The organism is Microbacterium sp. ARD32, assembly GCF_031844385.1.
In the GTDB taxonomy this organism is placed as follows: Bacteria; Actinomycetota; Actinomycetes; order Actinomycetales; family Microbacteriaceae; genus Microbacterium.
Genome location: NZ_JAUZVD010000001.1, coordinates 1,682,118 through 1,705,265 on the forward strand (window position 1 = coordinate 1,682,118; position 23,148 = coordinate 1,705,265).

At 71.2% G+C, this 23,148-nt stretch carries 25 protein-coding genes and 1 pseudogene; 12 read left to right on the forward strand and 14 right to left on the reverse strand.

The genetic code is table 11. From position 1 onward, the window contains the following. Positions 1–16 precede the first annotated feature (16 nt). From Q9R19_RS07980 to Q9R19_RS08010, 7 genes are all read right to left on the reverse strand, one after another. A complete protein-coding gene (locus Q9R19_RS07980; RefSeq protein WP_311255779.1) occupies positions 17–1,120 on the reverse strand; it encodes an NAD(P)/FAD-dependent oxidoreductase in 1,104 nt (367 codons plus the stop codon). Continuing rightward, on the reverse strand, positions 1,113–1,847 hold the full coding sequence (locus tag Q9R19_RS07985; protein WP_311255780.1) for a methyltransferase domain-containing protein: 735 nt from the start codon (positions 1,845–1,847) through the stop codon (positions 1,113–1,115). Before Q9R19_RS07985 ends, Q9R19_RS07980 begins: the two co-directional genes overlap by 8 nt. Further along, positions 1,844–3,001 (reverse strand): type III polyketide synthase, encoded by a 1,158-nt coding sequence (locus Q9R19_RS07990; protein WP_311255781.1) that lies wholly within the window; start codon positions 2,999–3,001, stop codon positions 1,844–1,846. The genes Q9R19_RS07985 and Q9R19_RS07990 overlap by 4 nt, the downstream gene beginning before the upstream one ends. A gap of 98 nt (positions 3,002–3,099) precedes the next feature. Next, positions 3,100–3,723, reverse strand: coding sequence for a CYTH domain-containing protein (locus Q9R19_RS07995; RefSeq protein WP_311255782.1), 624 nt, complete (start codon positions 3,721–3,723; stop codon positions 3,100–3,102). Further along, the gene (locus Q9R19_RS08000; RefSeq protein ID WP_311255783.1) at positions 3,713–3,928 is read right to left on the reverse strand and encodes a response regulator; all 216 of its coding nucleotides are present in this window, start codon (positions 3,926–3,928) and stop codon (positions 3,713–3,715) included. Before Q9R19_RS08000 ends, Q9R19_RS07995 begins: the two co-directional genes overlap by 11 nt. 46 nt (positions 3,929–3,974) lie before the next feature. Next, positions 3,975–4,445: an A24 family peptidase gene (locus Q9R19_RS08005; protein WP_311255784.1), complete on the reverse strand. Its 471-nt coding sequence runs from the start codon at positions 4,443–4,445 to the stop codon at positions 3,975–3,977. Between the two features lie 79 nt (positions 4,446–4,524). After that, positions 4,525–4,815 (reverse strand): DUF1905 domain-containing protein, encoded by a 291-nt coding sequence (locus Q9R19_RS08010; RefSeq protein ID WP_311255785.1) that lies wholly within the window; start codon positions 4,813–4,815, stop codon positions 4,525–4,527. Positions 4,816–4,903: 88 nt separating this feature from the next. Between Q9R19_RS08010 and Q9R19_RS08015 the strand changes: the two genes are divergently transcribed. Genes Q9R19_RS08015 through Q9R19_RS08025 form a run of 3 tightly spaced genes read left to right on the forward strand, consistent with a single transcriptional unit; the run spans position 4,904 to position 10,661 of the window. Continuing rightward, positions 4,904–5,647: a hypothetical protein gene (locus Q9R19_RS08015; protein ID WP_311255786.1), complete on the forward strand. Its 744-nt coding sequence runs from the start codon at positions 4,904–4,906 to the stop codon at positions 5,645–5,647. After that, complete coding sequence (locus Q9R19_RS08020; RefSeq protein ID WP_311255787.1) at positions 5,647–7,221, forward strand: DNA polymerase Y family protein; 1,575 nt, start codon at positions 5,647–5,649, stop codon at positions 7,219–7,221. The genes Q9R19_RS08015 and Q9R19_RS08020 overlap by 1 nt, the downstream gene beginning before the upstream one ends. After that, a complete protein-coding gene (locus Q9R19_RS08025) occupies positions 7,221–10,661 on the forward strand; it encodes an error-prone DNA polymerase (protein ID WP_311255788.1) in 3,441 nt (1,146 codons plus the stop codon). The genes Q9R19_RS08020 and Q9R19_RS08025 overlap by 1 nt, the downstream gene beginning before the upstream one ends. 315 nt (positions 10,662–10,976) lie before the next feature. Here Q9R19_RS08025 and Q9R19_RS08030 read toward each other — a convergent pair. Then, positions 10,977–11,513, reverse strand: a pseudogene (locus Q9R19_RS08030) (ABC transporter ATP-binding protein); the annotation flags it as partial. Continuing rightward, complete coding sequence (locus Q9R19_RS08035) at positions 11,510–12,205, reverse strand: GntR family transcriptional regulator (protein WP_311255790.1); 696 nt, start codon at positions 12,203–12,205, stop codon at positions 11,510–11,512. The pseudogene Q9R19_RS08030 and the gene Q9R19_RS08035, both read right to left, overlap by 4 nt. Before the next feature lie 163 nt (positions 12,206–12,368). On the opposite strand from Q9R19_RS08035, the gene Q9R19_RS08040 reads away from it, so the two are divergent. Continuing rightward, positions 12,369–13,784, forward strand: coding sequence for a 2-isopropylmalate synthase (locus Q9R19_RS08040; protein WP_311255791.1), 1,416 nt, complete (start codon positions 12,369–12,371; stop codon positions 13,782–13,784). Between the two features lie 78 nt (positions 13,785–13,862). Here the strand turns inward: Q9R19_RS08040 and Q9R19_RS08045 are convergent, their stop codons facing one another. From Q9R19_RS08045 to Q9R19_RS08055, 3 genes are read right to left on the reverse strand one after another with little or no spacing between them, the layout of a single operon-like run. Beyond that, entirely contained in the window at positions 13,863–14,732 is an 870-nt protein-coding gene (locus Q9R19_RS08045) for a GNAT family N-acetyltransferase (protein ID WP_311255792.1), read from the reverse strand. Continuing rightward, complete coding sequence (locus Q9R19_RS08050; protein WP_285630038.1) at positions 14,729–14,890, reverse strand: hypothetical protein; 162 nt, start codon at positions 14,888–14,890, stop codon at positions 14,729–14,731. The genes Q9R19_RS08045 and Q9R19_RS08050 overlap by 4 nt, the downstream gene beginning before the upstream one ends. 45 nt (positions 14,891–14,935) lie before the next feature. After that, the gene (locus Q9R19_RS08055) at positions 14,936–15,568 is read right to left on the reverse strand and encodes a MarR family winged helix-turn-helix transcriptional regulator (protein WP_396653452.1); all 633 of its coding nucleotides are present in this window, start codon (positions 15,566–15,568) and stop codon (positions 14,936–14,938) included. 86 nt (positions 15,569–15,654) lie between these two features. On the opposite strand from Q9R19_RS08055, the gene Q9R19_RS08060 reads away from it, so the two are divergent. From Q9R19_RS08060 to Q9R19_RS08070, 3 genes are read left to right on the forward strand one after another with little or no spacing between them, the layout of a single operon-like run. After that, a complete protein-coding gene (locus Q9R19_RS08060; protein ID WP_311255794.1) occupies positions 15,655–17,862 on the forward strand; it encodes an efflux RND transporter permease subunit in 2,208 nt (735 codons plus the stop codon). After that, positions 17,859–18,308 (forward strand): pyrimidine dimer DNA glycosylase/endonuclease V, encoded by a 450-nt coding sequence (locus Q9R19_RS08065; protein ID WP_311255795.1) that lies wholly within the window; start codon positions 17,859–17,861, stop codon positions 18,306–18,308. The genes Q9R19_RS08060 and Q9R19_RS08065 overlap by 4 nt, the downstream gene beginning before the upstream one ends. Beyond that, positions 18,305–18,730 (forward strand): pyridoxamine 5'-phosphate oxidase family protein, encoded by a 426-nt coding sequence (locus Q9R19_RS08070; protein WP_311255796.1) that lies wholly within the window; start codon positions 18,305–18,307, stop codon positions 18,728–18,730. The genes Q9R19_RS08065 and Q9R19_RS08070 overlap by 4 nt, the downstream gene beginning before the upstream one ends. 20 nt (positions 18,731–18,750) lie before the next feature. On the opposite strand, the gene Q9R19_RS08075 is transcribed toward Q9R19_RS08070, so the two are convergent. Beyond that, entirely contained in the window at positions 18,751–19,047 is a 297-nt protein-coding gene (locus Q9R19_RS08075) for a MerR family transcriptional regulator (protein WP_311255797.1), read from the reverse strand. Positions 19,048–19,176: 129 nt separating this feature from the next. Here Q9R19_RS08075 and Q9R19_RS08080 point away from each other — a divergent pair, with 129 nt between their 5' ends. The 3 genes from Q9R19_RS08080 (at position 19,177) to Q9R19_RS08090 (ending at position 21,010) form a co-directional block, all read left to right on the forward strand. Further along, positions 19,177–19,599, forward strand: coding sequence for an Hsp20/alpha crystallin family protein (locus Q9R19_RS08080; protein WP_311255798.1), 423 nt, complete (start codon positions 19,177–19,179; stop codon positions 19,597–19,599). Positions 19,600–19,657: 58 nt separating this feature from the next. Beyond that, positions 19,658–19,867, forward strand: coding sequence for a DUF2795 domain-containing protein (locus Q9R19_RS08085; protein ID WP_311255799.1), 210 nt, complete (start codon positions 19,658–19,660; stop codon positions 19,865–19,867). Between the two features lie 144 nt (positions 19,868–20,011). Continuing rightward, positions 20,012–21,010, forward strand: coding sequence for a hypothetical protein (locus tag Q9R19_RS08090; RefSeq protein WP_311255800.1), 999 nt, complete (start codon positions 20,012–20,014; stop codon positions 21,008–21,010). Here the strand turns inward: Q9R19_RS08090 and Q9R19_RS08095 are convergent. Then, positions 20,902–21,615, reverse strand: coding sequence for a CDP-alcohol phosphatidyltransferase family protein (locus tag Q9R19_RS08095; RefSeq protein ID WP_311255801.1), 714 nt, complete (start codon positions 21,613–21,615; stop codon positions 20,902–20,904). The genes Q9R19_RS08090 and Q9R19_RS08095 overlap by 109 nt on opposite strands. 136 nt (positions 21,616–21,751) lie before the next feature. On the opposite strand from Q9R19_RS08095, the gene Q9R19_RS08100 reads away from it, so the two are divergent. Both Q9R19_RS08100 and Q9R19_RS08105 read left to right on the forward strand, forming a co-directional pair. Beyond that, entirely contained in the window at positions 21,752–22,447 is a 696-nt protein-coding gene (locus Q9R19_RS08100) for an NAD(P)-binding domain-containing protein (RefSeq protein ID WP_311255802.1), read from the forward strand. 68 nt (positions 22,448–22,515) lie between these two features. Further along, positions 22,516–22,920: a hypothetical protein gene (locus tag Q9R19_RS08105; protein ID WP_311255803.1), complete on the forward strand. Its 405-nt coding sequence runs from the start codon at positions 22,516–22,518 to the stop codon at positions 22,918–22,920. The last annotated feature ends 228 nt before the right edge of the window (positions 22,921–23,148 follow it).

A 23,148-nucleotide genomic window follows, 5' to 3' on the forward strand; every position in this document is an offset into this window, starting at 1 on the left:
CTCTCTTCCTTCTCGGTCACAGCCCTGCCATGGTGACCAGTGCCGCAGCGCGCTCGCGCAGCGGCGCGGAGCCGAGCAGGCGGATGGCGCTCTCGCGCACCCATTGCGCCGCCGGCGATGCGGGCGCGCCCATCGCCATGTAGAAGGCCGACCGCCGCTGGGCGTCGGCGGCGCGAGCGGAGGCGCGTCGCGCGTAGCCGGCGAGATCGGCTACGCCGTCGTGCAGGCCGTCGATCAGCAGCGGCGCGAGCATCACGGCATCCGACCATCCCAGGTTCATGCCCTGCCCGCCGATCGGGCTGATCTCGTGCGCGGCGTCGCCGAGCAGCGCCACCCTTCCCCGCGCCAGATGCTCGGCGCGGTGCTGAGCGGCGGTGAACGTCGTCGGCGAGAGCCCCTTCGGGACGTGGATGCCGATGCCCGTGCGGGACCGGATGATCCGAGTGAAGCCGTCCGCCGTCACCGCATCGCGGTCGTCGGTGCGGCGGATGACCCACCGCTGCACACCCTCCGGAAGAGGGAACGACTCGACCAGTCCCGCGGGCTCGCAGTGGATGCGCGCCACCCGGTCCCCGGGCTCAGCGCGGGGGATGTCGATCATCGCGTATCGCGCCGCCCGACCACGTGCGATCCAGCCGATGCCGGCCGCCCGGCGCAGTGCGCTGCGCACGCCGTCGGCGAGCACCAGGAACGGCGCGACGAATTCGCCGTCGGCGGTGCGCACGCGCACTCGGGAGCCCTCGTCGCGGAATCCGGTCACGGCGCTGCCGGCCCGGATCGTGCCGCCGACCTGCTGCAGCCGAGCGCGCAGCAGCGCATCCGTGCGGTGCTGCGCCAGCGTCAGCGCCGGCCGCGCGGCACCGAAGGGCACCGCGGCCAGCAGGCGTCCTCTGGCGTGCGCCTCGCCGCCACCGAGCGCGACGGCTTCGGCGCGCACCGCCGGGCCGATGCCGGCCACGTCGAGCGCGGCCATGCCGGGCGGATGGATCCCGATCGCACGCGAGCGCTCGTCCGATCCGCGGCGCTTCTCGACGATGAGCACGTCCGCGCCTCGGCCGGCGAGCAGACATCCGAGGAGCAGGCCGACCGGCCCGGCACCCGCGATGATCACGTCAGGCATCGGTGCTCTCCCTCGCCCGCGGGCCGCGGGCGAGCAGGAGCAGGCGGGACGGCATCCGCCTCTCGATGCTCCAGCCGTCGCCGGCGACGGCGGCCAGCTCGTCGGCGGTGAAGGCCCGGCGGATGCTGGTGAGCCCGTCCGGCCGGATGAAGGACCCGGCCAGAACGGTACGGGCCAGCGGCCAGGTCGCCGCCGAGAACAGCGCGTACGCGGTGCGGCTGCGGGCGATGTCGCCGTGCAGCACCGCTCCCTCTGGCGCGAGCAGGCGCACGGAGTCGGCCAGCACGTCCGCGAGCTGCCCCCGTGCCAGATGATGCAGCACGTGGTTGGAGATCACGAGGTCGAAGATCTCGCCGTCCGCCACCAGGTCGGATGTCGACGCGCACAGCCAGCGCACGCCCGGCGGGCCGTCCTGCGCGGAGGCCCAGCTGACGGCGCGCGGGTCGATGTCCAGCCCCGTCACCTGCGCATCGCAGCCGTCCTGACGCAGCCGCCCTGCGATCATCCGGGTGAGGTCTCCCCCGCCCGCGCCGACGTCGAGCACGCGCAGGGCGCCCCGGCGGACGAAGGGGCGGATGTCACGGCGGTACACTCCCCGCCAGCCCGAGACCGCGGCGTTGACGAGCGGGAACAGCGCGTAGGTGCGATCCAGCATCGCCCGATCGGCATCGGGTTCGTCCATCAGCTCGCGCGCGCCGGTCGCGCGCTCGGACAGGTCGGGGATCATGCTCCGGAGGCGAGCACGGTGAGCATCGCGCTCTCCGCCGTCAGCCCGGGGCCGAACGCCATCGCTGCCACCCGATCGCCTGCGCGCGTCTCCGCGCTGTCGAGGATGTGACGCAGCACGAACAGCACCGTGGCGCTGGACATGTTGCCGTACTCGCGCAGGATCTCGCGTGCGGGATGCAGCTGCTCGTCGCTGAGGTGCAGGCGCTCCTGCACCCGGTCGAGGATGCTGCGTCCGCCGGGGTGGATCGCCCAGTGCGCCACCGGATCACCGATGCGGTCGTCCTCGAACGCGGCGGCCAGCTCGTCGTCGTCGTCCCAGAGCGGTCGCAGGGCGGTGCGGATGCTCTCGCCGATGATCTGCGGCACGGCCGTGGACAGCACCATCTCGAACCCGCTGTCGCCGATCGTCCAGGCCATGTCCTTCTCGCCCTGCGAGGCGATCGCCGTCCGGAAGCGGTCCAGGAGGAACGCGGGCGCCCCGGAGTCGAACGACCGCGCCGTGACCAGCCCGGCCGCCGCGCCGTCTGAGAACAGCGACGAGGCGATGATCATGTCGGGGTCCTCGGCCGAGCGCAGGTGCAGCGTGCACAGTTCCACGCTCACGACCAGCACCACCGCGTCCGGGTCGGCCAGGCAGAATTGCCGCGCGGCGCGCAGCGCCGGCATCGCGGCGTAGCAGCCCATGAAACCGAGGTGGTAGCGCTCCACGGAATCGGGCATCCCGAGTGCGCGCACGATCTCGAAGTCGGGCCCCGGCGCGTGGAAGCCGGTGCAGGAGACGGTGACGACGTGCGTCACGTCGGCGGCGGTGAGGTCGGGGTCGGCCTGCAGCGCACGCCGGGCGACCTCCACGAAGAGCCGATCCGCCTCGCGGATGTAGATCTCGTTGCGCGCCTTGGTGCCCGGTGCGAGCAGTTCGCCGCTGCTGCGGTCGTAGAACAGCGGGTCGGATGCCTGGGCATCGAGCGCGAGCTCGTCGAGCACGGTGTGCCGCGTCTCGATCCCGGATCCGTTGAACGATGCGGTCACCAGCCGCTGCGTCAGCCTGCTCAGTCCTGGCTGACCGGCGAACACATCGCGCACCGTCTCCTGGTCGAGCGGGACGTCGGGGACGATGGTCTGCAGGGAGCGGAGCTGCACGGTGGGGCTCATTCCGGCATTCCAGCATCCGGCGCACCCCGAATGAAGGGGCTTGCGCCGGCCGCTCCGCTCTGCGATGCGCTCTGCGATGCGCTCCCGGGCGCGCCGACTCAGAAGCCGAGCGCGCGGGCGAGCTTCGAGCCGGAGGATGGCGGACGGCCCCCGGCCGCAAGTACAGCCCGCTCGACCGCGGCGAAGAACGCCTCCCGGCCGGCCTCGTCGGCCGCAGCCGCCGGTCCGAGCTCCATCTCCCACTCCCGCCAGACGCGCTGGGCGCCCGTGCGCAGATCGGTCGCGCGCACGTGATCGTCGACGAACTCGGCGATCACCTCTGCCTGCCCGCGCAGCTGGTAGGCGGTGCGGGTGTTCTCGATGCGGGCGATCGGATGCAGCGGAGCAGAGGTCCACTGCGCGACGGTCTGCGCCACGGCATCCGGCATCCGATCGTCGTCGTCCAGCGGCCAGCCCAGCTCCAGGCGGCCGTCGCCCTGGCGCGGCCCCTTGATGTGCCAGCCGGCGTCGGGTCCCCCGGTGCGGCGGCGCAGGGCGACGCCGTGCTGCGCGAGCGCGCGATCGTCGGTGTCGAGGTAGCGGGCGTCGAGCTCTCTCAGCTCGCCCTCGCTCACCGAGGTCACGCCGGGCACGTCCGCCCAGTCGGGCAGTGCCGTCTCGGCGTCCGCGTCGTACTTGCGCTCGACCTCGAAGGTGCGCTGCGGCAGCCGGTCAGTCGTCATTCGGTGAGATGTCGTCACCGGACTCCGCGAAGCGGAACGCCACCTCGGTGGGACCGTCGTGCGCGCCGGTGCGGGTCGCCTCACCGTCACGACGGTAGGTCAGCTGGGTCTCGCTGTAGGGCAGGATCAGCGTGCTCTGATCCTCGTCCTCGAGCGGGATGATCTGCCCGTCGAGCGGGCCGCCGTGAAGTCGTGCGAGTGCCATGCGCCCAGCGTAGTCCCCCGCGCGGACATCACGGGGAAGCCCGCCGTCAGCCGGCCGCGATCGCGAGAGCGGCCCCCAGGATCATCCACGGGCCGAAGGCGATGCGCGTGGAGCGGTTCGCTCTCTTCAGCAGCATGAGCGCGATCGCGAACAGCGCCCCGAGCACGAATGCGCCGGCCGCGCCCAGCAGCAGCGTCCACCAGCCGTGCCAGGTCAGCACGATCCCGATCACGGCGGCCAGCTTCACATCGCCGCCGCCCATCCCCTGTCGTGATCCGAGGTGCATCACCGCGTAGAAGACGCCGAGGATCAGGCCGCCCAGCAGCGCACGCAGCATGCGTCCGCCGTCGCCGGTGAGCAGCCCCTCTGCCAGCACGAGCACGGTCAGTGCGCCCAGCGTCGGCAGCACGATGCGGTTGGGCAGCCGATGCGTGCGCGCATCGACGATGACCAGCCACAGCCCGATCGCCGCCAGCAGCACGTGTGCGATCAGCACGGCGACGTCGTGGAAGGGCATGCTGGAAGGGTAGACGAAACCGCCGCTGCGCGCTGACGCCCTGTGGAGAGCTCGCGGCGCGTTCAGACGTCCGGCGCGTTCAGACGTCGAGGATGTCGAGATCGACCGTGACGATGCCGCCCTCCCCGATCGACTGCGCATCGCGCACCTGCTTCTTCAGCGGCAGCACGAACGCCGTCCCGCTGAAGAAGATCGAGGTCGTCCATGTGGTCGAGCCGATCCCGGCCCGCACGCGCAGCGAGCCGAAGCCGCGCGGCGGCGCGGGCAGTTCGCGGATCTCGTGGGAGAGGTCCTCGGGCAGCGTGGCGAAGAACCAGGCATCCATCCGCGCACTCCAGCGGGTGACCTCGCTCTCGAACTGGATCCGCATGATCCCAGGGTAGACAGGGATGTCGGATGTGCGATCTACTCTTCGAAGTGGACTTGAATTGTTCGAATCTTTCTTCGAGGATGGATGCATGGGGATCAGGACGATGACGGCGCTCTCCCCCGCCGACGAGCGAGCGGGAGACATCCTGCGACTGCGCCGCGAGATCGGGCGGATGCAGCGCCGCCGCAGCGACGACGCGGTGCTGCCGGTGCCCGCCCCGTTGCGGGAGCTGCTCCCCGGCGGCGGCCTGCAGACCGGCACGGTCTACTCGGCATCCCCCTCGCCGAGCCTGCTCTTCGCGCTGATGAGCGCGGTCTCGCAGCGCGGCAGCTGGTGCGCCGCGGTGGGCATGCCCACCCTGGGGATCGAGGCCGCGGCATCCTTCGGCATCGACCTGTCCCGGCTGATCCTGGTGCCCTCCCCCGGCGAGAGATGGCTGGCCGTCGTCTCCGCGCTGGCCGAGGTGGTGCCGCTGATCGCGCTCGCCCCCGGCTCGCGGGTGCGAGACGCGGATGCCGCGCGACTGGCCGCCCGACTGCGCGATCGCGGCTGCACCGTGCTGGCCACCACGAGCGAGCCGTCCCCCTCGCCCTGGCCGCAGAGCGAGGGGCTGATCAGCCTGCACGACCCGCACTGGTCCGGGCTCGGCACAGGCTGGGGCCTGCTGTCGGACCGCACCGTGACGATCACCGCGCAGACCCGGCAGTCCCCGCGTCCGCAGAGCCTGCGCGTGCAGCTGCCCGGGGGCCTCGGCGGCATCGAGGCCGTGCCCCAGGCTCCGACCGATCATCCCCGCACCTGGATTCCCGAGCTCGTCGAAGGCGTGGCCTGATGGAGGCAGCGGCAGAGACTCCCGCCGTCGCGCGGATGCATGTGCTGTGGTTCCCCGACTGGCCGCTGCGCGCGGCACTGGGCGCCGCTCCCCCGCATCCGCCCACCGCGCTCGTGCAGGGCGGGGTGGTCACGGCGTGCTCGGCATCCGCCCGCGCACACGGGGTGCGCGTCGGCCAGCGCAAGCGGCTCGCGCAGAGTCGCCTGCCGGAGCTGCGGATGCTGACGCACGACACCGACCGGGACGAGCGCGCCTTCCTGCCCGTGCTGCGACTGATCGAGGCGCACGCCCCCGGAGCGCATCTGCTGCGCCCCGGTCTGGCCGCGCTGCGCTCCCGCGGCATCTCGCGCTATCACGGCGGTGAGGGCGAGGCCGCCGCCGCCCTGCTCGCGGTCCTCACCGATGCCGGCTGCGCCGAGGCCCGCATCGGCGTGGCCGACGGGATGTTCACCGCCGAACTGGCTGCGCGCGGCGCCGGCGAGGCGGGCTGGGCGGTCATCCCACCCGGGCGGGCGCGGGAGTTCCTCGCGCCGCTGCCGCTGCAGGTGCTGAACGAGCCGGAGCTGGCGGATCTGCTGCGGCGCCTGGGCATCGACACGCTGGGCGGGTTCGCCGAGCTGGAGCCCGTGGCCGTGCGGGAGCGCTTCGGCGAGCACGGCGCCCGCCTGCACGCCCTGGCCCGCGGGGCCGACTCGCGTCCTGCGACCCCGCGGCCGCCCGACCCGCAGCTGGCGAGGGAGATCGAGTTCGACGCGCCGCTGACCCAGTCCGACCAGATCGCCTTCGCCGTGCGGCGGACCGCGGATGCCGTGATGCTGGCGCTCGCCGATTGCTCCGTGGTGTGCACCGAGGTGCGCATCGACCTGACCGACGACGACCAGGCGGTGTTCTCGCGCACCTGGCTGCATCCGACCTGCTTCGACGGCGGCGATCTCGTGGACCGGGTGCGCTGGCAGCTCGAATCCCTCGCCGCGTCGTCGACCACCGGCGCGGATGCCGCGGATGCCGATGCCGCGCACGCCTTCCGCGGCATCGTCGGCGTGCGGATCGTCCCCGTCGCCGTGGACGACGCCGCCCATCACCAGCCGGGGCTGTTCGGCTCCGGCACGGACGAGCGCCTGCACCACGCGGTCTCCCGGGTGCAGACGCTGCTCGGGCACGCCAGCGTCGCCACCGCGAGCGTCTCGGGAGGCCGGATGCTGGCCGATCGCCAGGTGCTGACCCCGTGGGGTGAGCGTCCCGCGCTCGAGCGCGATCCCGCGCTTCCCTGGCCGGGGAGCCTGCCCGACCCGCTGCCCTCCGAGGTGTTCACGCCGCTGCGTCCGGTGCAGGTCTCCGGCCCCGGCGGCGCGCCGATCAGCGTCGGCGAGCGGGGCGGGCTCTCCTGCCCGCCGGCGCTCATCGACGGCAGCGAGGTGATCGGCTGGGCCGGCCCCTGGCCGGTGCACGAGCACCGCTGGGATGCCGGACGCGCCCTCAGCGGTCATCGCTTCCAGCTGCTCGACCGGCAGCACCGCGCCTGGCTGGTGCTGCTCTCCGAGGGCTCCTGGTGGGCCGAGGGGAGGTACCGCTGATGGGCTTCAGCAACCCGCCGCTGGACTGGCGGACGCTGGAGCGCACGCTGAGTGCGCCGACGGACCCGCCGGCATCCGCCGAGCCGATCGCCCCGCGTGCGGATCCGGGACCGCTGAGCAGGCATCGCACCCCGGCATCCGCTCCTGCCGCCGCCCGGCCGGCGGATGCCGTGCCGTACGCCGAGCTGCACGCGCACTCGTCGTACTCGTTCCTGGACGGGGCGTCCTCTCCCGACGATCTGCTCGCCGAAGCCGAGGCACTGGGTCTCACGGCTCTCGCGATCACCGATCACGACGGCTTCTACGGGGCGGCGCGGTTCGCCGAAGCCGCCGAGCTCACCGGCGTGCAGACCGTGTTCGGTGCGGAGCTGTCGCTGGGCGAAGCCTCAGCAGAGGGGTCCCTGAGCCAGAGGGCCGCGGGGACGAAGGGCAAGGGCCGCGCCGGCGTGCCGGACCCGCTCGGCGACCATCTGCTCGTGCTGGCGAACGGCGTGGAGGGGTACCACCGGCTCGCGGGTGCCATCACCCGCGCCCAGCTGCGCGGCGGCGAGAAGGGCAGGCCCCGCTACGACCTGGACGATCTGGTGGAGAGCGGACGAGGGCACTGGACGGTGCTGACCGGATGCCGCAAGGGCGGTGTGCGCCGAGGGCTCGATCGCGGCGATGCCGGGACGCCGCTGCGGCGCCTGGTGGATCTGTTCGGGCAGGAGCACGTGGCCGTCGAGCTCATCGACCACGGCGATCCGCTCGACAGCAGGCGCAACGACGCCCTCGCCGCGCTCGCCGCGCAGCTGCACCTGCCCGTCGTCGCCACCGGCAACGTGCACTACGCGACCCCGCAGAAGGCGGGGCTGGCCGAGGCGATCGCCGCCGTGCGCGCCACCCGCAGCATGGACGACCTCGACGGCTGGCTGCCCGCGCACGGGGCCGCGCACCTGCGCAGCGGCGCCGAGATGACCGAGCGGTTCCGCCGCTACCCGGGCGCGATCTCGAACGGCCTGCGGATCGCCGCGGACTGCGCCTTTCCGCTGCGACGGGCCAAGCCCGCGCTCCCGCTGCAGGACGTGCCTCCCGGCGAGACGCCGATGAGCCACCTGCGGGCGCTGGTGTGGGCGGCGGTCCCCGCGAAGTACCCCCGGCTCGATGAGGGCGGCAGGCGGCGCATCGCACGCGAGCTGGACGTCATAGCGGAGAAGGACTTCCCCGGATACTTCCTGATCGTGCACGGCATCGTCGAGGAGGCCCGCCGCCGCGGCATCCTCTGCCAGGGTCGCGGATCCGCCGCGGCGAGCGCCGTCTGCTATCTGCTCGGCATCACCGCGGTCGATCCGATCCTGTACGGCCTGCCCTTCGAGCGCTTCCTCGCCACGACGCGCAGCGAGGAGCCCGACATCGACGTGGACTTCGACTCCAGCCGTCGCGAGGAGATCATCCAGTGGGTCTACGCCTCCTACGGCCGCGAGCGGGCGGCGCAGGTGGCGAACGTCATCCAGTACCGGCCCAAGAACGCGGTGCGCGACATGGCCAGGGCGCTGGGGCACTCCCCCGGCCAGCAGGACGCCTGGTCGAAGCAGGTGGACGGGTGGGGCGCGGGCATCGAGGCATCCGAGGACAACGACATCCCCGCGGATGTGCTCTCCTACGCGAGCGAGCTGCTGAAGGCTCCCCGACACCTGGGCATCCACTCCGGCGGGATGGTGCTCACCGCACGGCCGGTGGGCGAGGTGGTGCCGGTCGAGCACGCCCGCATGCAGGACCGCACGGTCATCCAGTGGGACAAGGACGACGCCGCCTGGATGGGGCTGGTGAAGTTCGACCTGCTGGGACTCGGGATGCTGTCGGCCCTGCGGCACTGCTTCGACCTGATCTCCGAGACCACCGGGGAGACGTGGACGCTGGACGACATCCCCAAGGAGGAGCAGGCGGTGTACGACATGCTCTGCCGGGCCGACTCGATCGGGGTGTTCCAGGTGGAGTCACGTGCCCAGATGGGGCTGCTGCCCCGGCTGCAGCCCCGGGAGTTCTACGAGCTGGCGATCCAGATCGCGCTGATCCGGCCCGGGCCCATCCAGGGCGGGGCCGTGCATCCGTTCGTGCGCCGCAAGCTGGGGCAGGATGCCGTGACCTACGCGCATCCGGTGCTGGAGCCGGTCCTCGAGCGCACCCTGGGCATCCCCGTGTTCCAGGAGCAGCTGATCCAGATGGCGACGGTGCTGGGCGACTGCACCGCCGACGAGGCCGACCTGCTGCGCCGGGCGATGGGATCCAAGCGCGGGTTGGAGAGGATCGAGCGGATCCGGGAATCGCTGTACGAGGGCATGCGCGAGAAGGGGCTGAGCGAGGAGACCGCCGATCGCATCTACGCGCAGATCCAGGCGTTCTCGCACTTCGGGTTCGCCGAGTCGCATTCGCTGTCGTTCGCGCTGCTGGTGTACGCCAGCTCGTGGCTCAAGCTGCACTATCCGGCGGCGTTCCTGGCGGGGCTGCTGCGCTCCCAGCCGATGGGGTTCTACTCGGCGTCCTCCCTGACCGCCGATGCCCGCCACCACGGCGTGCGGGTGCTGCGGCCGGATCTGCACGCCTCGGGCGTGCTGGACGGTCTGGAGTCGCTCGATCCCTCGCAGGAGCGGATGCCGACCGGCCTGGACTCCTGTCTGCTCACCCCGCAGCCGACGATCGGGCCCTTCGATCGCACCGCGCCCGATGAGTCGGCCGCGCACCGTCGCGATGGCGGATTCGCGGTGCGGCTGGGGCTGTCCGGGGTGCGCGGGATCGGCGAGAGGCTGGCGGAGCGGATCGTCTCCTCCCGCGAGCAGCACGGACCGTTCCGCGATCTGCACGACCTGGTACGACGCACGGATGCCACCGCCGCGCAGCTGGAGGCGCTGGCCACCGCCGGCGCGTTCGAGTGCCTGGGGCTGAGTCGCCGCGAGGCGATCTGGCTGGCCGGGGCCGCCGCCGAGGACCGTGCGCGCTTCCTGCCCGGGACCGCAGTCGCCGTGCAGCCGCCGTTGTTCCCCGACCAGTCGGGATACGAGCGTCTGGCGGCGGATCTGTGGGCAACCGGCGTCTCGACCGACGACCATCCGATGACGCACCTGCGCTCGGAGCTCGACGCCCGCGGGGTGCTCACCTCGCAGGGTCTGCGCACGCACGAGCCCGGTCGTCGTATCCAAGTGGCCGGCGTGGTCACGCACCGCCAGCGTCCGGCGACGGCCAGCGGAATCACCTTCCTCAACCTCGAGGACGAGCACGGCCTGACCAACGTGATCTGCTCGGCCGGCGTCTGGGGGCGCTATCGGCGGGTCGCCCGCGACTCCCCCGCGCTCATCGTCCGCGGCATCCTGGAGCGTTCCCCGGAGGGCGTCGCGAACGTGCTCGCCGACGCCTTCGAGGATCTGCGCACCGGTCTCGCGCACCGATCGCGCGACTTCCGGTGAACCGCGCCCGATGTGAGGCACACCCCGCGGGCGGACTTCGCGTCGTACTCAGCCGCGCTTCACGGCTCTCGCCGCCCAGCGCCGGCCGTGCCGGGTCACCTCGATCGGATGGCGGAAGGCCCGCGAGATCGTCTCCGTCGTGAGCACCTCGGCTACGGAGCCCGCCGCGACCACCTCGCCCGCCGAGATCACGAGCGCGTGCGTCGTGGTCTCGGGCAGCTCCTCGAGATGGTGCGTGACGAGGATGCTGGTCAGCTCCGGCTCTCGACGCACCAGGGCATCCACCGTCTCCAGGAACTGCTCGCGGGCCGCGACGTCGAGTCCGGTCGTGGGCTCGTCGAGCAGAAGCAGCTCGGGCTGCACGACGAGGGCGCGCGCGATCAGTGCGCGCCCTCGCTCGCCCTGCGACATGGTGGACCAGTTCGCCTCATGCCGATCGGCAAGGCCGACGGCGTCGAGCGCGGTGCGGGCTCTCTCCACCTCCTCGGGCCGCGGTGTCCACCTCATCGGGAGCTCGACGGTCCCGGTCACACCGGTGAGCACCACCTGCGTCGCCGAGAGCGCCGACTGGAGCGGATGCCTCGGGTCGACGTGTCCGATGCGCCGGCGCAGCGCCTGCAGATCGACGCGACCGATCCGCTCCCCGAGCACATCCACCGTCCCGGCGCTGGGGTGCGTCTGCGCACCGCAGAATCCGAGAATGGTGCTCTTCCCCGCGCCATTCGGACCCAGCAGCGCCCAGCGCTGCCCCGTCCTCACCGTGAACGACACCTCACGCAGGATGGGACGCCCGTTCCGACGGAGATGGACGTCCTGCAGTTCCAGCACCGTGTCCGCATGACGATGAGTCATGCGATCGCCTCGGCGAGTCCGGCGAGGTGCGCCCGGCTGAGCGCTGACGCCTCCGACGACCGCCTGCCCACCACCGCTTCGACCAGATCCACGTGAGCCTCGTGGTCGTCGTCATCGCCGAACGACCGGCGCATCCTGAGCATGTCGATCATCGCCTGACGCAGTCGCGGTGTGAGGCTGTCGTACAGGTCGAGCAGGACCGGGTTGTGCGCGGCGACGACGATGCACCTGTGCAGCGCCAGGTCGGCGTCGACGTGCCCCTCGATCGACGCGGCGCGGCGCGAGGCGCGGGCTGCAGCACGAGATGCATCACGCCCCGCCAGCGCCTGCCGCAGGGCGCGGAGGTCCGCCTGCGTGCGTCGCCGGGCGGCGAGATCCGCGGCCTCGCTCTCGATCGCGGTCCGCGTCTCGATGACGGCGAGGATGTCGGCGCGGCGCAGCACGTCGTCCCAGTCGCTCCGCACGTCGAGGGCGGTCAGGAAGACGCCTGCGCCCTGCCGGGTCTGCAGCACGCCCTTCGCGGCGAGCTGGCGGATCGCCTCGCGCACCGTGGATCGGCCGACTCCGAGCTGGGGCGCGAGCGTGGTCTCGCTGGGCAGTCTCTCTCCGAGCGCCCATTCCCCGCTCCGGATCCGGTCGAGCAAGAGTTGCGCCGCCCGGTCAGCCAGTGTCTCGCGCATCACCTGTGCCATCTCAACCCATCTGCTTGTCTGAGGAGTTGTGTTACAGTCTAGCCATGCTTCACCAGGGTCTCCTCCTTCGTCGCCACGACGGGGCCTAGTTCGATCGGCTCCCCGTCGTGGAGCCTCGACGTCCCCAGGCCGGTCGCACCCACCAGACCGGAAGAAGAGAACCATGTCCGCATCCATCACTCCTCCCTCCCCCGCCGTCGACTCCGAGCGAGTCGCACCGGCGTGGAACCGGCAACGACATTCGCCGATGCCCTCGCACCGGTACTCCGATGCCTTCTCCCGCGTGTCGGTGCTCCTCGGAGACGAGCGGCAATGGCCCGCCCGACGCCCGACCGCGGCGCCCCTGTGGGTTCCCGTCGACCTGCGCGACGGGAATCAGGCCCTCGCCGAGCCGATGAGCCCGCAGCGCAAGCGCCGCTTCTTCGAGCTCATGGTCGCGATGGGCTACAAGGAGATCGAGGTGGGCTACCCGTCCGCCTCGCAGACCGACTACGACTTCGTGCGGCTGCTCGCCGAGACCGATCTCGCGCCGGAAGATGTCACGATCGTGGTGTTCACGCCTGCCCGACGGGACCTCATCCAGCGCACAGCCGCCGCGATCCGCGGCATCCGGAACGATGTCGTCATCCACCTCTACACGGCCACCGCCCCGATCTGGCGCGAGGTGGTGCTGGGCCGCAACCGGAGCGAGCTGCGGGAGCTGATCCTGGGCGGTGGCCGGGACGTGCTCGAGGCCGCGGGCGATCTGCCGAACGTCCGCTTCGAGTTCTCCCCCGAGGTGTTCAACCAGACCGAGCCCGACTACGTGCTGGAGATCTGCGACGCGATGACCGCACTGTGGGATGCGTCGCCTGATCGCCCCGTGATCATCAACCTGCCGGCCACGGTGGAGATCGCCACGCCGAACGTCTACGCGGATCAGATCGAGTACATGCATCGCAATCTCGCACGGCGGGATTCCGTGATCCTCTCCGTGCATCCGCACAACGATCGCGGGACCGGCATCGCGTGCGCGGAGCTGGCGATGCTCGCGGGGGCCGAGCGCGTGGAGGGCTGCCTCTTCGGCAACGGCGAGCGCACGGGGAACGTCGATCTCGTGACGCTCGCCCTGAACCTGCACACCCAGGGCATCGACCCGATGATCGACTTCTCGGACATCGACGAGATCCGCACGACGGTCGAGGAGTGCAATCGCATCGAGGTGCACCCGCGGCATCCGTATGCCGGATCGCTCGTGCACACGGCGTTCAGCGGCACGCACCAGGACGCGATCCGCAAGGGATTGGCCGAGCACCGGAGCCGTGCGGCCTCGGAGGGGCGGAGCGAGAGCGAGATCGCCTGGCGCGTTCCCTACCTGCCGATCGACCCGGCCGACATCGGTAGAGGCTACGAGGCCGTCATCCGCGTCAACTCGCAATCGGGCAAGGGCGGCATCGCGCATCTCCTGGAGGCCGCCCACGGCATCCAACTGACGCGCGAGGAGCAGGTCGAGCTGGCGGTGCGAGTGCAGCAGCACACGGATGCGACGGGTGGGGAGATCACGGCCGACGAAGTGCTGCGGATCCTGCAGGACGGCTGACGGCACCGGCGTCGTCGAGCGCGGTGCGGCCCCGTGCATCCACGATCGCGGGGTCCGCGCCGACGCCGGATGATGCCGTCAGCGCCGCGGGATCGGGACCGACCAGAGCGACTCGGTGACGCGGTATCCCTCGCGCTCGTACAGCCGTCGCGCGCCCGGGTTGCTGCCGAAGACGTTCAGGGCCAGCACGCCGAGCCCCGCGCGCGCCGTCTCCGCCGCCGCTGCGCGCAGCGTCTGCGTGCCGAGTCCCTGTCCCCGCCGATCCTCATCCATGGCGATGTCGTAGATGAACCCGAGGTTCTCGCGCAGATGCAGCCACAGGATCCCCACACGCCGGTCATCGCCGTCACGGACGGTCCAGAACCGGTTCCCCGACGTCTGCAGCCCGTCGGGCAGCAGCTCGAGCATCTGCTCGGCCGTGGTCCGGCGCGCGGCCTCGATCGTCGGGTCGGCGCCGGAGTCGAAGCGCTCCTGGGCGTACTCCTCATCCGACGCGTCGCGGAAGGCTGCGTAGTCCGCGTCGTCCATCGCATGCAGTCGGATGCCGCTCGGCGCCGGCACCTCGGCCACTTCGACGCGCATCTTCGTCGCGACGCGGCGAGCGTCCGCGGATTCGGCGAGCGCGGCCATGAAGGCGTCGCCGCTGAAGGAGCTGAAATGCCAGATGCCCGTCCAGCCCGCCACGACCGCCAGGTCTTCGAGAAGCGTCCAGACCGCGTCGGGGTCCTGCTCGGCGGTGTGCACATCGGCGAGCACCACCTCGCCTTCGCCGGGGATGGCCCACACGGTCGCGGCGCCGTCGTCGGTCGACCAGATCTCGCCGGAGGGCGACTCGGGGGCCGGGGTCTCCTGCCGCTCGGCCGCGGCCTTCGCCCCGTACGCGCGGGCGACGGCCGCCGCGATCAGCTCGTCTCGCCGCCGGGGCTCGGTGATCTCGTCCCAGCTCACCAGAAGCGGTCCTTCGGCTCGGTGGGCTTCTTGTCTGCGCCGCCCCAGCGATTCGCCTCGGCCTTCGCGGCGCCCGCAGCAGCGTCGGCCTCGCGCAGCGCCTCCTCGGCGTCGACGGCGGCCGGCCGCTCGGGCTCCTCCGCTCGATTCTTCTCCATGACCACACTCTAGGCACCGCGAGCGCTCGGTGGGCGGGGCGGCGGTCAGTCCTCCGGCTGCTGCCGAGTCCACGCCTCGTCGCCGGGTGCGATCTCGCGCGCCATGTCCCTCAGGAAGCGGATCACCACGTCGCGCTCGGCTGCGGTGAGTCTGGCCGCCGCGTAGAAGCGCTTCGCCTGCTGTCTGCCCACCGTCTCCATGGCGGCCTGATGCGTCTGCGGGGTGATCGAGATCGCCAGCGCCCGCCGGTCGGTGGGGTGCGGTGCGCGCACGATGTGCCCGCCGCGCTCCAGCCTGTCGAGGAGCTTGGTGGTCGAGGCCGACGATATGCGCAGATGGTGGGCGATGCCGCCGGGCGTCGCGAGGATCCCGCGGTGGGCGCACACGATCAGGTAGTGCAGGGCGCGCATGTCGGTGTCGTTGAGCCGCATGTAGCGGCGCGAGGCCTCGGAGAGCCGCTCCTCCGCGTCGCGGAGCTCCCCCAGCGACGACATCAGCTCGGTGATCTGCCGCACGTCGGCGGCGGGCATGCCCTCGCGATCGACCAGCATCTGGTCCGGATCGCTGTAGTCGACGTCGTAGACGTCGGCATCGGCAAGGCCGTCGGGCGTCTGCGTCGTCCGGCCGCCTTCGGCCGGGATGCCCGCTGCGGCGGATTCCTCTCGCATGCCCTGCATTCTAGCCTTTCCTCTATTCATGCCGAGTTGTTTTCTAGCTTGGCTAGCAATATCCTCTTCTTGATTCCAGCGAAGAAGGGCCCGTCATGTCGCACAGCACCGAGAAGACGCACCGCACCTGGCCACGAGTCCTGTTCTCGTCCGCGCTCATCCTGCTGTGGCTGGTGGGAGCCGGCCTCGGCGGACCGCTGTTCGGGAAGATCGACGAGGTCTCGTCCAACGACGCCACCGCCTACCTGCCGGATTCGGCGGCGGCCACCGAGGTGCAGAAGTCGCTGGGCGACTTCCTCGGTTCTGACTCGATCCCGGCCGTGGTCGTCTTCTCATCCGATGCGAAGATCGACGACGCCCTCAAGGACGAGCTCGCCGCCGGGCTCGAGGATGCGACCGCCGCCGAAGGCGTGAAGGACGGCTCCTCCCCTGTGCTGCTCTCGGACGACGGTCTGGCCGCGCAGGCGTTCGTGCCGATCGACGCGGATGCCGAGGTCGGCGAGGTCACCGCCGCACTGTCGGCCGATCTGCGCAAGAGCGTGCCTGACGGCGTCACCGTGCACATCACTGGACCGGCCGGGTTCACCGCGGACCTCCTCGCCGGGTTCTCCGGCATCGACGGCATCCTGCTGCTGGTGGCACTGCTGGCCGTGCTCGTGATCCTCGTGATCGTGTACCGCTCGCTCCTGCTGCCTCTGATCGTGCTGTGCACCAGCATGTTCGCCCTGTGCGTGGCGCTCCTGGTCGTGTGGTGGGCCGCGAAGCTCGGGATCCTGCTGCTGAGCGGCCAGACCCAGGGCATCCTGTTCATCCTGGTGATCGGCGCCGCGACGGACTACTCGCTGCTGCTGGTCTCCCGGTTCCGCGAGGAGCTGCACTCCACCGAGAACCGCTGGGCGGCCGTGCGCGCAGCGTGGAAGGGCGCCTTCGAGCCGATCCTCGCCTCCGGCGGCACGGTGATCGCAGGTCTGCTGTGCCTGCTGCTGAGCGACCTGAAGTCGAACAGCACCCTGGGCCCGGTGGCGGCGATCGGCATCGTGTTCGCCATGCTCGCCGCGCTCACGCTGCTGCCCGCGCTGCTGGGTCTCGCCGGGCGGGCGGCGTTCTGGCCGCGCCGGCCCGCGTTCGAGCCGGGCCGCACGATGCAGGCCGACCCGCTGCAGGGTCGGGGCCTGTGGCCGCGACTGGCACGGGGCATCCGCCGTCACCCGCGCGCGATCTGGATCCCGACCGCACTCGTGCTCGCGGTGGCCGCCGCGGGCGCGGTGCAGCTCGATGCCGACGGAGTGCCGCAGTCCGACCTCGTGCTCGGCACGTCCGAGGCGCGGGACGGGCAGGCCGTGCTCGGCGAGCACTTCCCCGGAGGCTCCGGGAGTCCGGTCTACGTGCTCGCGGAGGAGTCGCGACTGCAGGACGTCGCCGACGTGCTGCTCGCGGACGACGGCATCGACGGCGTCTCCGTGACGGCGTCGGACTCGCCGTCCGGCAGCACCTCGATCACCGAGGACGGCATCACCGCCTTCGGTCCTCCCGGCACCCCAGCGCCTGAGCCCACGGTCGTCGACGGCCGGGTGCTGCTGCAGGGCACGCTGACGGATGCCGCGGATTCCGCGTCCGCGGAGCGCACCGTCGAGCGGCTGCGGGCAGACCTGAACGGCACGGATGCCCTGGTGGGTGGGGTCACCGCCACCGCCGTCGACACGAACGCGGCGTCGATCCACGATCGCAACCTGATCATCCCGGTGATCCTCGGCGTGATCCTGCTCATCCTGATGCTGCTGCTGCGGGCGGTCGTCGCCCCTGTGCTGCTCATCCTCACCACGGTGCTGTCGTTCGGGTCGGCGATGGGCGTCGCGGCGCTGGTGTTCAACGGCGTGTTCCGCTTTCCCGGAGCCGACCCGGCGGTGCCGCTGTTCGGCTTCGTGTTCCTGGTCGCGCTGGGCATCGACTACAACATCTTCCTGATGACGCGGGTGCGAGAGGAGTCCCGCCGCCACGGCACGCGCGAGGGCATTCTGCGCGGCCTCTCGGTGACCGGCGGCGTGATCACCTCGGCGGGCCTGGTGCTGGCGGCGACCTTCGCGGCGCTGTCCGTGATCCCGATCCTGTTCCTGGTGCAGATCGCGTTCATCGTGGCGTTCGGCGTGCTGCTGGACACCTTCGTGGTGCGCTCCCTGCTGGTGCCGGCGCTCTCCTACGATCTCGGCCGCGTCATCTGGTGGCCCTCCCGCCTGGCCCGGCGCGATGCCGAGCAGCCCGAGGCATCGCAGGATGCCGAAGCCCGGAATGAGGTCTCGGCATGAGGCTCTGGTCGGTGCACCCCTCGCAGCTCGACCGGGCCGCACTGGTGGCCTGCTGGCGCGAGGCGCTGCTGGCGCAGGCGGTGCTCGCCGGGCGCACCCGGGGATATCGGCGGCATCCGCAGCTGGAGCGGTTCCGCGCCGTTCCCGATCCGCTCTCTGCGGTGGGCGCCTACCTCAGCGGGGTGGCCGACGAGGCGGATGCCCGCGGCTATCGCTTCGATCGGTCCCGGATCATCTCCCCGTCGAGCCCTGGCGCGATCCTCGATGTGACCGAAGGGCAGCTCGAGCTGGAGTGGGAGCACCTCGGAGCGAAGCTGCGGGTGCGAAGTCCGGTGGATGCCGAGCGGTGGGCTCAGGAGCAGCCTCGGCCGCACCCGCTGTTCCGCGTCGTCCCCGGCGGCGTCGCCTCCTGGGAGCGCGCGCTGCCCCTATCGTCGGACTCATGAGCTTCGATGCCGTTGACCGCTCCGCCGTCGCGCAGTTCGTCCGCGCCTGTGGAGCGGGCGTGGTCGCGTCGGTCGGGTCGGATGCCGAGCCGCAGGCCGCCTTCGTGGGGCTGACCGCGACGGACGACGGACTCCTGGTGCTCGATGCCCTCGAGAGCTCCCGGAAGGTGGCGAACATCCGCACCCGCCCGCGGGTGGCGGTCGTCGTCACCGACGCCGACGTGACCGTGCAGCTCGAGGGCCGAGCGCGCGTGAGCGTCGACGACGAGCGGCGACGCCTGGGCGAGGCCTACAGTGCGCGCTTCCCCGGATCGCGCGCTCTGGCCGACGGCTTCGCGGTCATCGCGGTCGAGGTGCGCTGGGTGCGCGTGTACGACGCCGGCACTCACCCGCCGCGCGTCACCGAGGCCGCCTGGGCCTGAACGCCTGACGCCACGGCGGATCACTCGTCGGATTCGGCCCTTTCGGCGGCCAGCTCCGCGCGCAGTCCGGCGTTCTCGTCCTCGAGCTCCAGCAGGCGTCCGATCCCGGCGAGGTTCATGCCCTCGTCGCGCAGTCGCCCGACCCTGCGCAGACGGTCGATGTCGTTGCCGCTGTAGCGCCGGGTGCCGCCGTCACTGCGATGCGGATCGAGCAGGCCGTGTCGTTCGAAGAGGCGCAGCGTGGCCTCGGGCATGTCCACGAGCTGGGCGGCCACGGCGATCCCGTAGAGCGGTGTGGCCCTGTCAGGTTCTGTCATGTCTGAGACTTCTCCGATTGGGTTGCGATTTTCGGTGGCTTGATCTATAACAAATCTACACGTTCAGATGCAGATCCCCTGCATCATCCACCTGAGCCCGTCTCACGGGCAGATCGAAAGGAGTACACCATGGGAATGACATTCGATCCGATCAGCCAGTTCGATCGTTTTGCTGCGAGCGTGCTGGATTCCGTTCGATCGCCTCGGCTGATGCCGGTGGACCTCTTCCGCGACGGGGACGCCTACGTCCTGCATGCGGATCTCCCCGGCGTCGACCCCGGATCGATCGACGTCGACGTCGACGGGTCCCAGCTGTCCATCCGCGCGCAGCGCACCGCCGACACCGGCGAGGGCTCCCGCTGGCTCACGCGTGAGCGCAGCTCGGGAATGTTCCTGCGCCAGTTCACTCTGGGAGACGGCGTCGACGTCGACCGCATCAGCGCCTCCTACGGGAACGGCGTCCTCACCGTCGTCATCCCGGTGAGCGAGCGGGCGAAGCCGCGCAAGATCGCCGTGGAGTCGTCGGAGCACCGCGAGGAGATCGCGGCCTGACGGGAGGGCCGGGCGCGCTCGGGCGCCCGGCCCTCCCGCCTCCGTGGAAAGGAATGACATGATGACCGCATCCGTCTCCCGTCTCGACCGTTTCCTCGCCGGGATGGAGTACCCCGCCACGACCGACGACCTCGTCCGCGAGGCGACACGGGATGGCCTCTCCGATGAGGACCTCGCCGTGCTCGACGCCCTGCCCGCCGCACGCTTCGACTCCAGCTTCGACGTGCGACGGACGATGGCGGCACGGCACGAGCTGATCGCCGCATAGCCGGAGCACCGCCGGGAGGGCCGCCACGCTGCGGGCCTCCCGGCGGCGTTCAGCGGATGACCTCGGCGGCGCGGCTAGCGCCCGCGCCTCGGACCCGCCACGCCCCACGGCGGACGGTCAGCACGCTCCCGCTAGGCTTCGGGTATGGGGAGCAGAAGGCCCGCGCGCAGCCCCTGGTTGCGTCGCATGCAGCAGAAGCTGCTCGTCTCCCCCGAGGCACTCGCCGCCGGCCCGCGCATCGCGTCGCGGGCGCTGCGGCCCGACGCGATCTGCGCGGTCGCCGGCGTCCCTCGTCTCGCCGAGCTCGGCCCGCGGAACACCCGCTTCGTCGAGGCCGGCCGGCTGCGCGACCCCCTCCAGCGCGTCATCGTGCTGCGCGAGACGCTCGAGCACGGCATCCGGATGCTGTTCGTCGAGGTCGCCTCACCCCTGGACGCCGCGATGCTCGCCGATGATCTGCCGGGGCTCGTCCACCCCGTCGATGACGCCCCGCAGGACGACGACGCGCTGCACGCGGTGAACGTCGTGCAGCTGCTGCGGTTCTGCCTGGCATCCGCTCCCGCCGAGACGGCCGAGGCGCTCACCGGGATGCCGACCAGGCACGTCCCGCGCGCGGCGATGCGCCTGCTGCCACAGGACGCACCCGTCCGGCGCATGCATCCGCTCCGTCGTCTGGTGGGTGACCCGAGCGTGCCGGTGTACCTGGCCGTCGGCATCTACTCCGCGCTGCGCGCCCTGCCTGTGGCGTTCATCCCGCAGTTCCACGGCAGTCTGCTCGTGCTCTGGATGATCGACATCCTCACCGCGGTGCCGTACACCTGGGGCGTGCTGGCGATGCTGTTCGCCCCACGCCGGTGGATCCGGATGCTGGCGACGCTCACCACCATCACGACCTTCGCCGCGCCGTACGTCTACTTCTGGATGCACGGACGCGACTATCCGCCGTTCGTGGTGGCCGTCATCACCGCGCTGACGATCGCGAGCATCTCGATCGAGGTGGTCAAGTACCTGCAGGAGCGGGCTCTGCGCCGGCGCTACCGCAGCGCGCGGGTCGCCGCGACCGTGCGGATGATGCCGGTCAGGATCACCCAGGCGCCCGAGAGCACCCAGACGACGGCGATCCAGGGCTCGCCGGTCGGGTAGGCGATCACGAGGGCAGCGGATGCCAGGATCCAGACCGCGGTCGCGATGATGTTCAGCGTTCGGAACCGCGCGACCCGCAGCGGATGCACGAACGCGATCGGCGCCCAGGTCAGCAGCGCCAGCACGACCACGATGATCGCGTTGACCGCGGTTCCGGCGTCCAGCAGCCAGATCGCGAGCGCGACCACGTTCCAGGCCGCGGGGAAGCCGAGGAAGTAGTAGTCACCCGTCTTCATCTTCGTGTTCGCATAGCAGAACATCGACGACACGGTGATGAGCAGCAGCAGGACGACGGCGAGCGCGCCCTCGCCGAGCAGACCCGTGCGGAACAGGAACAGCGCGGGGATCAGCGTCCAGGTCAGATAGTCGATGATCGAGTCGAGGATCACCCCGTCGAAGTGCGGCGCGTAGGTGCGCACCTCGGCCTTGCGGGCCAGCGTGCCGTCCACTCCGTCGACGACCAGGGCGATGCCCAGGTACAGCCACATGAGCTTGGGGTCGTCGTCGAACAGGGCCAGCAGGGCGAGGGTCGCCCAGATGACCCCTGTGAGGGTGAAGGCGTGCACCGCCCAGGCGGAGAGCACGCGGTTGCGTCGAGAGGACATGACCTGATTTCGCGAATGTCGGATGCGGTCGATCGGCGTCGATCGGCCGGCACATCGGGAGCGCCGGTTCCACGGTAGTCGGGCGCGGGGCGGGCTCCGTGACCTCCACCGGCATGCCCGGACATACGATGGCGGGATGGATCGCATCCGCACGCTCGGCATCATCGGCGCGGGGCGGCTGGGTTCGGTACTGGCGGCGCTCGCGGTATCCGCCGGGTATCGCGTGCTGGTCGCGCGCTCCGGTGATCCGGCGCCGATCGCGCGGGCGATGGCCGCTCTGGGTGCGCAGGCCGTGACGGTCGAGCGGATGGCGGCCGAAGCGGATGCCGTGCTGCTCGCACTCCCGCTGGGCTCCTACCGCACGCTGCCCGCCGAGCTGCTGCGAGGAATGCTGGTGATCGACGCCATGAACTACTGGTGGGGCGCCGACGGCATCCGGCCGGATCTGACCGACCCTCGCACCTCGACGAGTGAGCTCGTGCAGGAGCACCTGGCGGGTTCACGGGTGGTCAAGGCGCTGGGGCACATGGGGTATCAGGATCTCCAGGACGATGCTCGTCCGGCGGATGCGACCGATCGCTGCGCGATCGCGATCGCCGGTGACAGGGCGGAGGATCTGGCGCTGGTGTCCCGACTGGTGGACGCCGTGGGCTTCGATCCGGTGATCGCCGGGCCGCTGGCGGCGGGGATCATGCTCGAGCCGGGCGGGGAGGCTTTCGGTGCTGCGGTCGGGGCGAGGGAGCTGCGCGCCATGCTGGACAGGTTTGCGGACTCACAGCGGGGCATCGCCGTCACCCGCGCACGGGATCATCCCCGACGCAGCGGCACTTGACCCCGACGCAGAGGCGGGGTGCAGACTGGAGGGCGTCGCACTGCACGACACCGATGAAAGGATGCAGCATGGCACGCTTCAACGCAGAAAGGATCGGCCGCGTGAGCCTGCGTGTCGATGCGATCTACTGCGCTATTCTCGGTGCCGCCATCGTGGTCGCTGCGGCGCTGATCGCCAAGGGAATCACGCTGCCTCCCCTCGTGATCGCCCTGACCGGGGTGATCGTCGTCGGCTGGGCGGCGGCGGTGATCGCTCTGCTCGCTCATCTCCGGCTGCGGTCCGCACTGCGAATCGTGATGGCCGTGAACGTCCTGGCCGCTGTCGCCATCGCGTTCGCTGCCATGCTGACGACGTCCGCACTGGTCTCCGTCGCCGTGCTCACCATCGCCGTCGACGTGCTGCTGTTCGCAGTGAGCCAAGGCATCGCGCTGCGCGGGCTCCAGCCGGATGCGGCGGCTCGCCCCGCAGGATGAAGAGGATATGAGCGAGGCGCCGGTTCGGAACTGGGGACTCCTCTTCGGCGCCTCGCGCGGACCGCTTGAGCGGTCACTTCCCCCGTGGGCTGCTGCGATCAGGCATCCACTCGCGACCGGACGGCTCTGGGGAAACCAGCCCGATCCGGAGTCGACGAACAACAACCATCGGTTCTCCTACACTCTATGAGCGATACGGGTGCGTGCGGTACCCGAGCTTTTTCAGAT

Coding starts and splice junctions, on each gene's coding strand:
- Q9R19_RS07980 (WP_311255779.1), bottom strand. CDS start 1,120: ATGCCTGACGTGATCATCGCGGGTGCCGGGCCGGTCGGCCTGCTCCTC.
- Q9R19_RS07985 (WP_311255780.1), bottom strand. CDS start 1,847: ATGATCCCCGACCTGTCCGAGCGCGCGACCGGCGCGCGCGAGCTGATG.
- Q9R19_RS07990 (WP_311255781.1), bottom strand. CDS start 3,001: ATGAGCCCCACCGTGCAGCTCCGCTCCCTGCAGACCATCGTCCCCGAC.
- Q9R19_RS07995 (WP_311255782.1), bottom strand. CDS start 3,723: ATGACGACTGACCGGCTGCCGCAGCGCACCTTCGAGGTCGAGCGCAAG.
- Q9R19_RS08000 (WP_311255783.1), bottom strand. CDS start 3,928: ATGGCACTCGCACGACTTCACGGCGGCCCGCTCGACGGGCAGATCATC.
- Q9R19_RS08005 (WP_311255784.1), bottom strand. CDS start 4,445: ATGCCCTTCCACGACGTCGCCGTGCTGATCGCACACGTGCTGCTGGCG.
- Q9R19_RS08010 (WP_311255785.1), bottom strand. CDS start 4,815: ATGCGGATCCAGTTCGAGAGCGAGGTCACCCGCTGGAGTGCGCGGATG.
- Q9R19_RS08015 (WP_311255786.1), top strand. CDS start 4,904: ATGGGGATCAGGACGATGACGGCGCTCTCCCCCGCCGACGAGCGAGCG.
- Q9R19_RS08020 (WP_311255787.1), top strand. CDS start 5,647: ATGGAGGCAGCGGCAGAGACTCCCGCCGTCGCGCGGATGCATGTGCTG.
- Q9R19_RS08025 (WP_311255788.1), top strand. CDS start 7,221: ATGGGCTTCAGCAACCCGCCGCTGGACTGGCGGACGCTGGAGCGCACG.
- Q9R19_RS08035 (WP_311255790.1), bottom strand. CDS start 12,205: ATGGCACAGGTGATGCGCGAGACACTGGCTGACCGGGCGGCGCAACTC.
- Q9R19_RS08040 (WP_311255791.1), top strand. CDS start 12,369: ATGTCCGCATCCATCACTCCTCCCTCCCCCGCCGTCGACTCCGAGCGA.
- Q9R19_RS08050 (WP_285630038.1), bottom strand. CDS start 14,890: ATGGAGAAGAATCGAGCGGAGGAGCCCGAGCGGCCGGCCGCCGTCGAC.
- Q9R19_RS08055 (WP_396653452.1), bottom strand. CDS start 15,568: ATGCAGGGCATGCGAGAGGAATCCGCCGCAGCGGGCATCCCGGCCGAA.
- Q9R19_RS08060 (WP_311255794.1), top strand. CDS start 15,655: ATGTCGCACAGCACCGAGAAGACGCACCGCACCTGGCCACGAGTCCTG.
- Q9R19_RS08065 (WP_311255795.1), top strand. CDS start 17,859: ATGAGGCTCTGGTCGGTGCACCCCTCGCAGCTCGACCGGGCCGCACTG.
- Q9R19_RS08070 (WP_311255796.1), top strand. CDS start 18,305: ATGAGCTTCGATGCCGTTGACCGCTCCGCCGTCGCGCAGTTCGTCCGC.
- Q9R19_RS08075 (WP_311255797.1), bottom strand. CDS start 19,047: ATGACAGAACCTGACAGGGCCACACCGCTCTACGGGATCGCCGTGGCC.
- Q9R19_RS08080 (WP_311255798.1), top strand. CDS start 19,177: ATGGGAATGACATTCGATCCGATCAGCCAGTTCGATCGTTTTGCTGCG.
- Q9R19_RS08085 (WP_311255799.1), top strand. CDS start 19,658: ATGATGACCGCATCCGTCTCCCGTCTCGACCGTTTCCTCGCCGGGATG.
- Q9R19_RS08090 (WP_311255800.1), top strand. CDS start 20,012: ATGGGGAGCAGAAGGCCCGCGCGCAGCCCCTGGTTGCGTCGCATGCAG.
- Q9R19_RS08095 (WP_311255801.1), bottom strand. CDS start 21,615: ATGTCCTCTCGACGCAACCGCGTGCTCTCCGCCTGGGCGGTGCACGCC.
- Q9R19_RS08100 (WP_311255802.1), top strand. CDS start 21,752: ATGGATCGCATCCGCACGCTCGGCATCATCGGCGCGGGGCGGCTGGGT.
- Q9R19_RS08105 (WP_311255803.1), top strand. CDS start 22,516: ATGGCACGCTTCAACGCAGAAAGGATCGGCCGCGTGAGCCTGCGTGTC.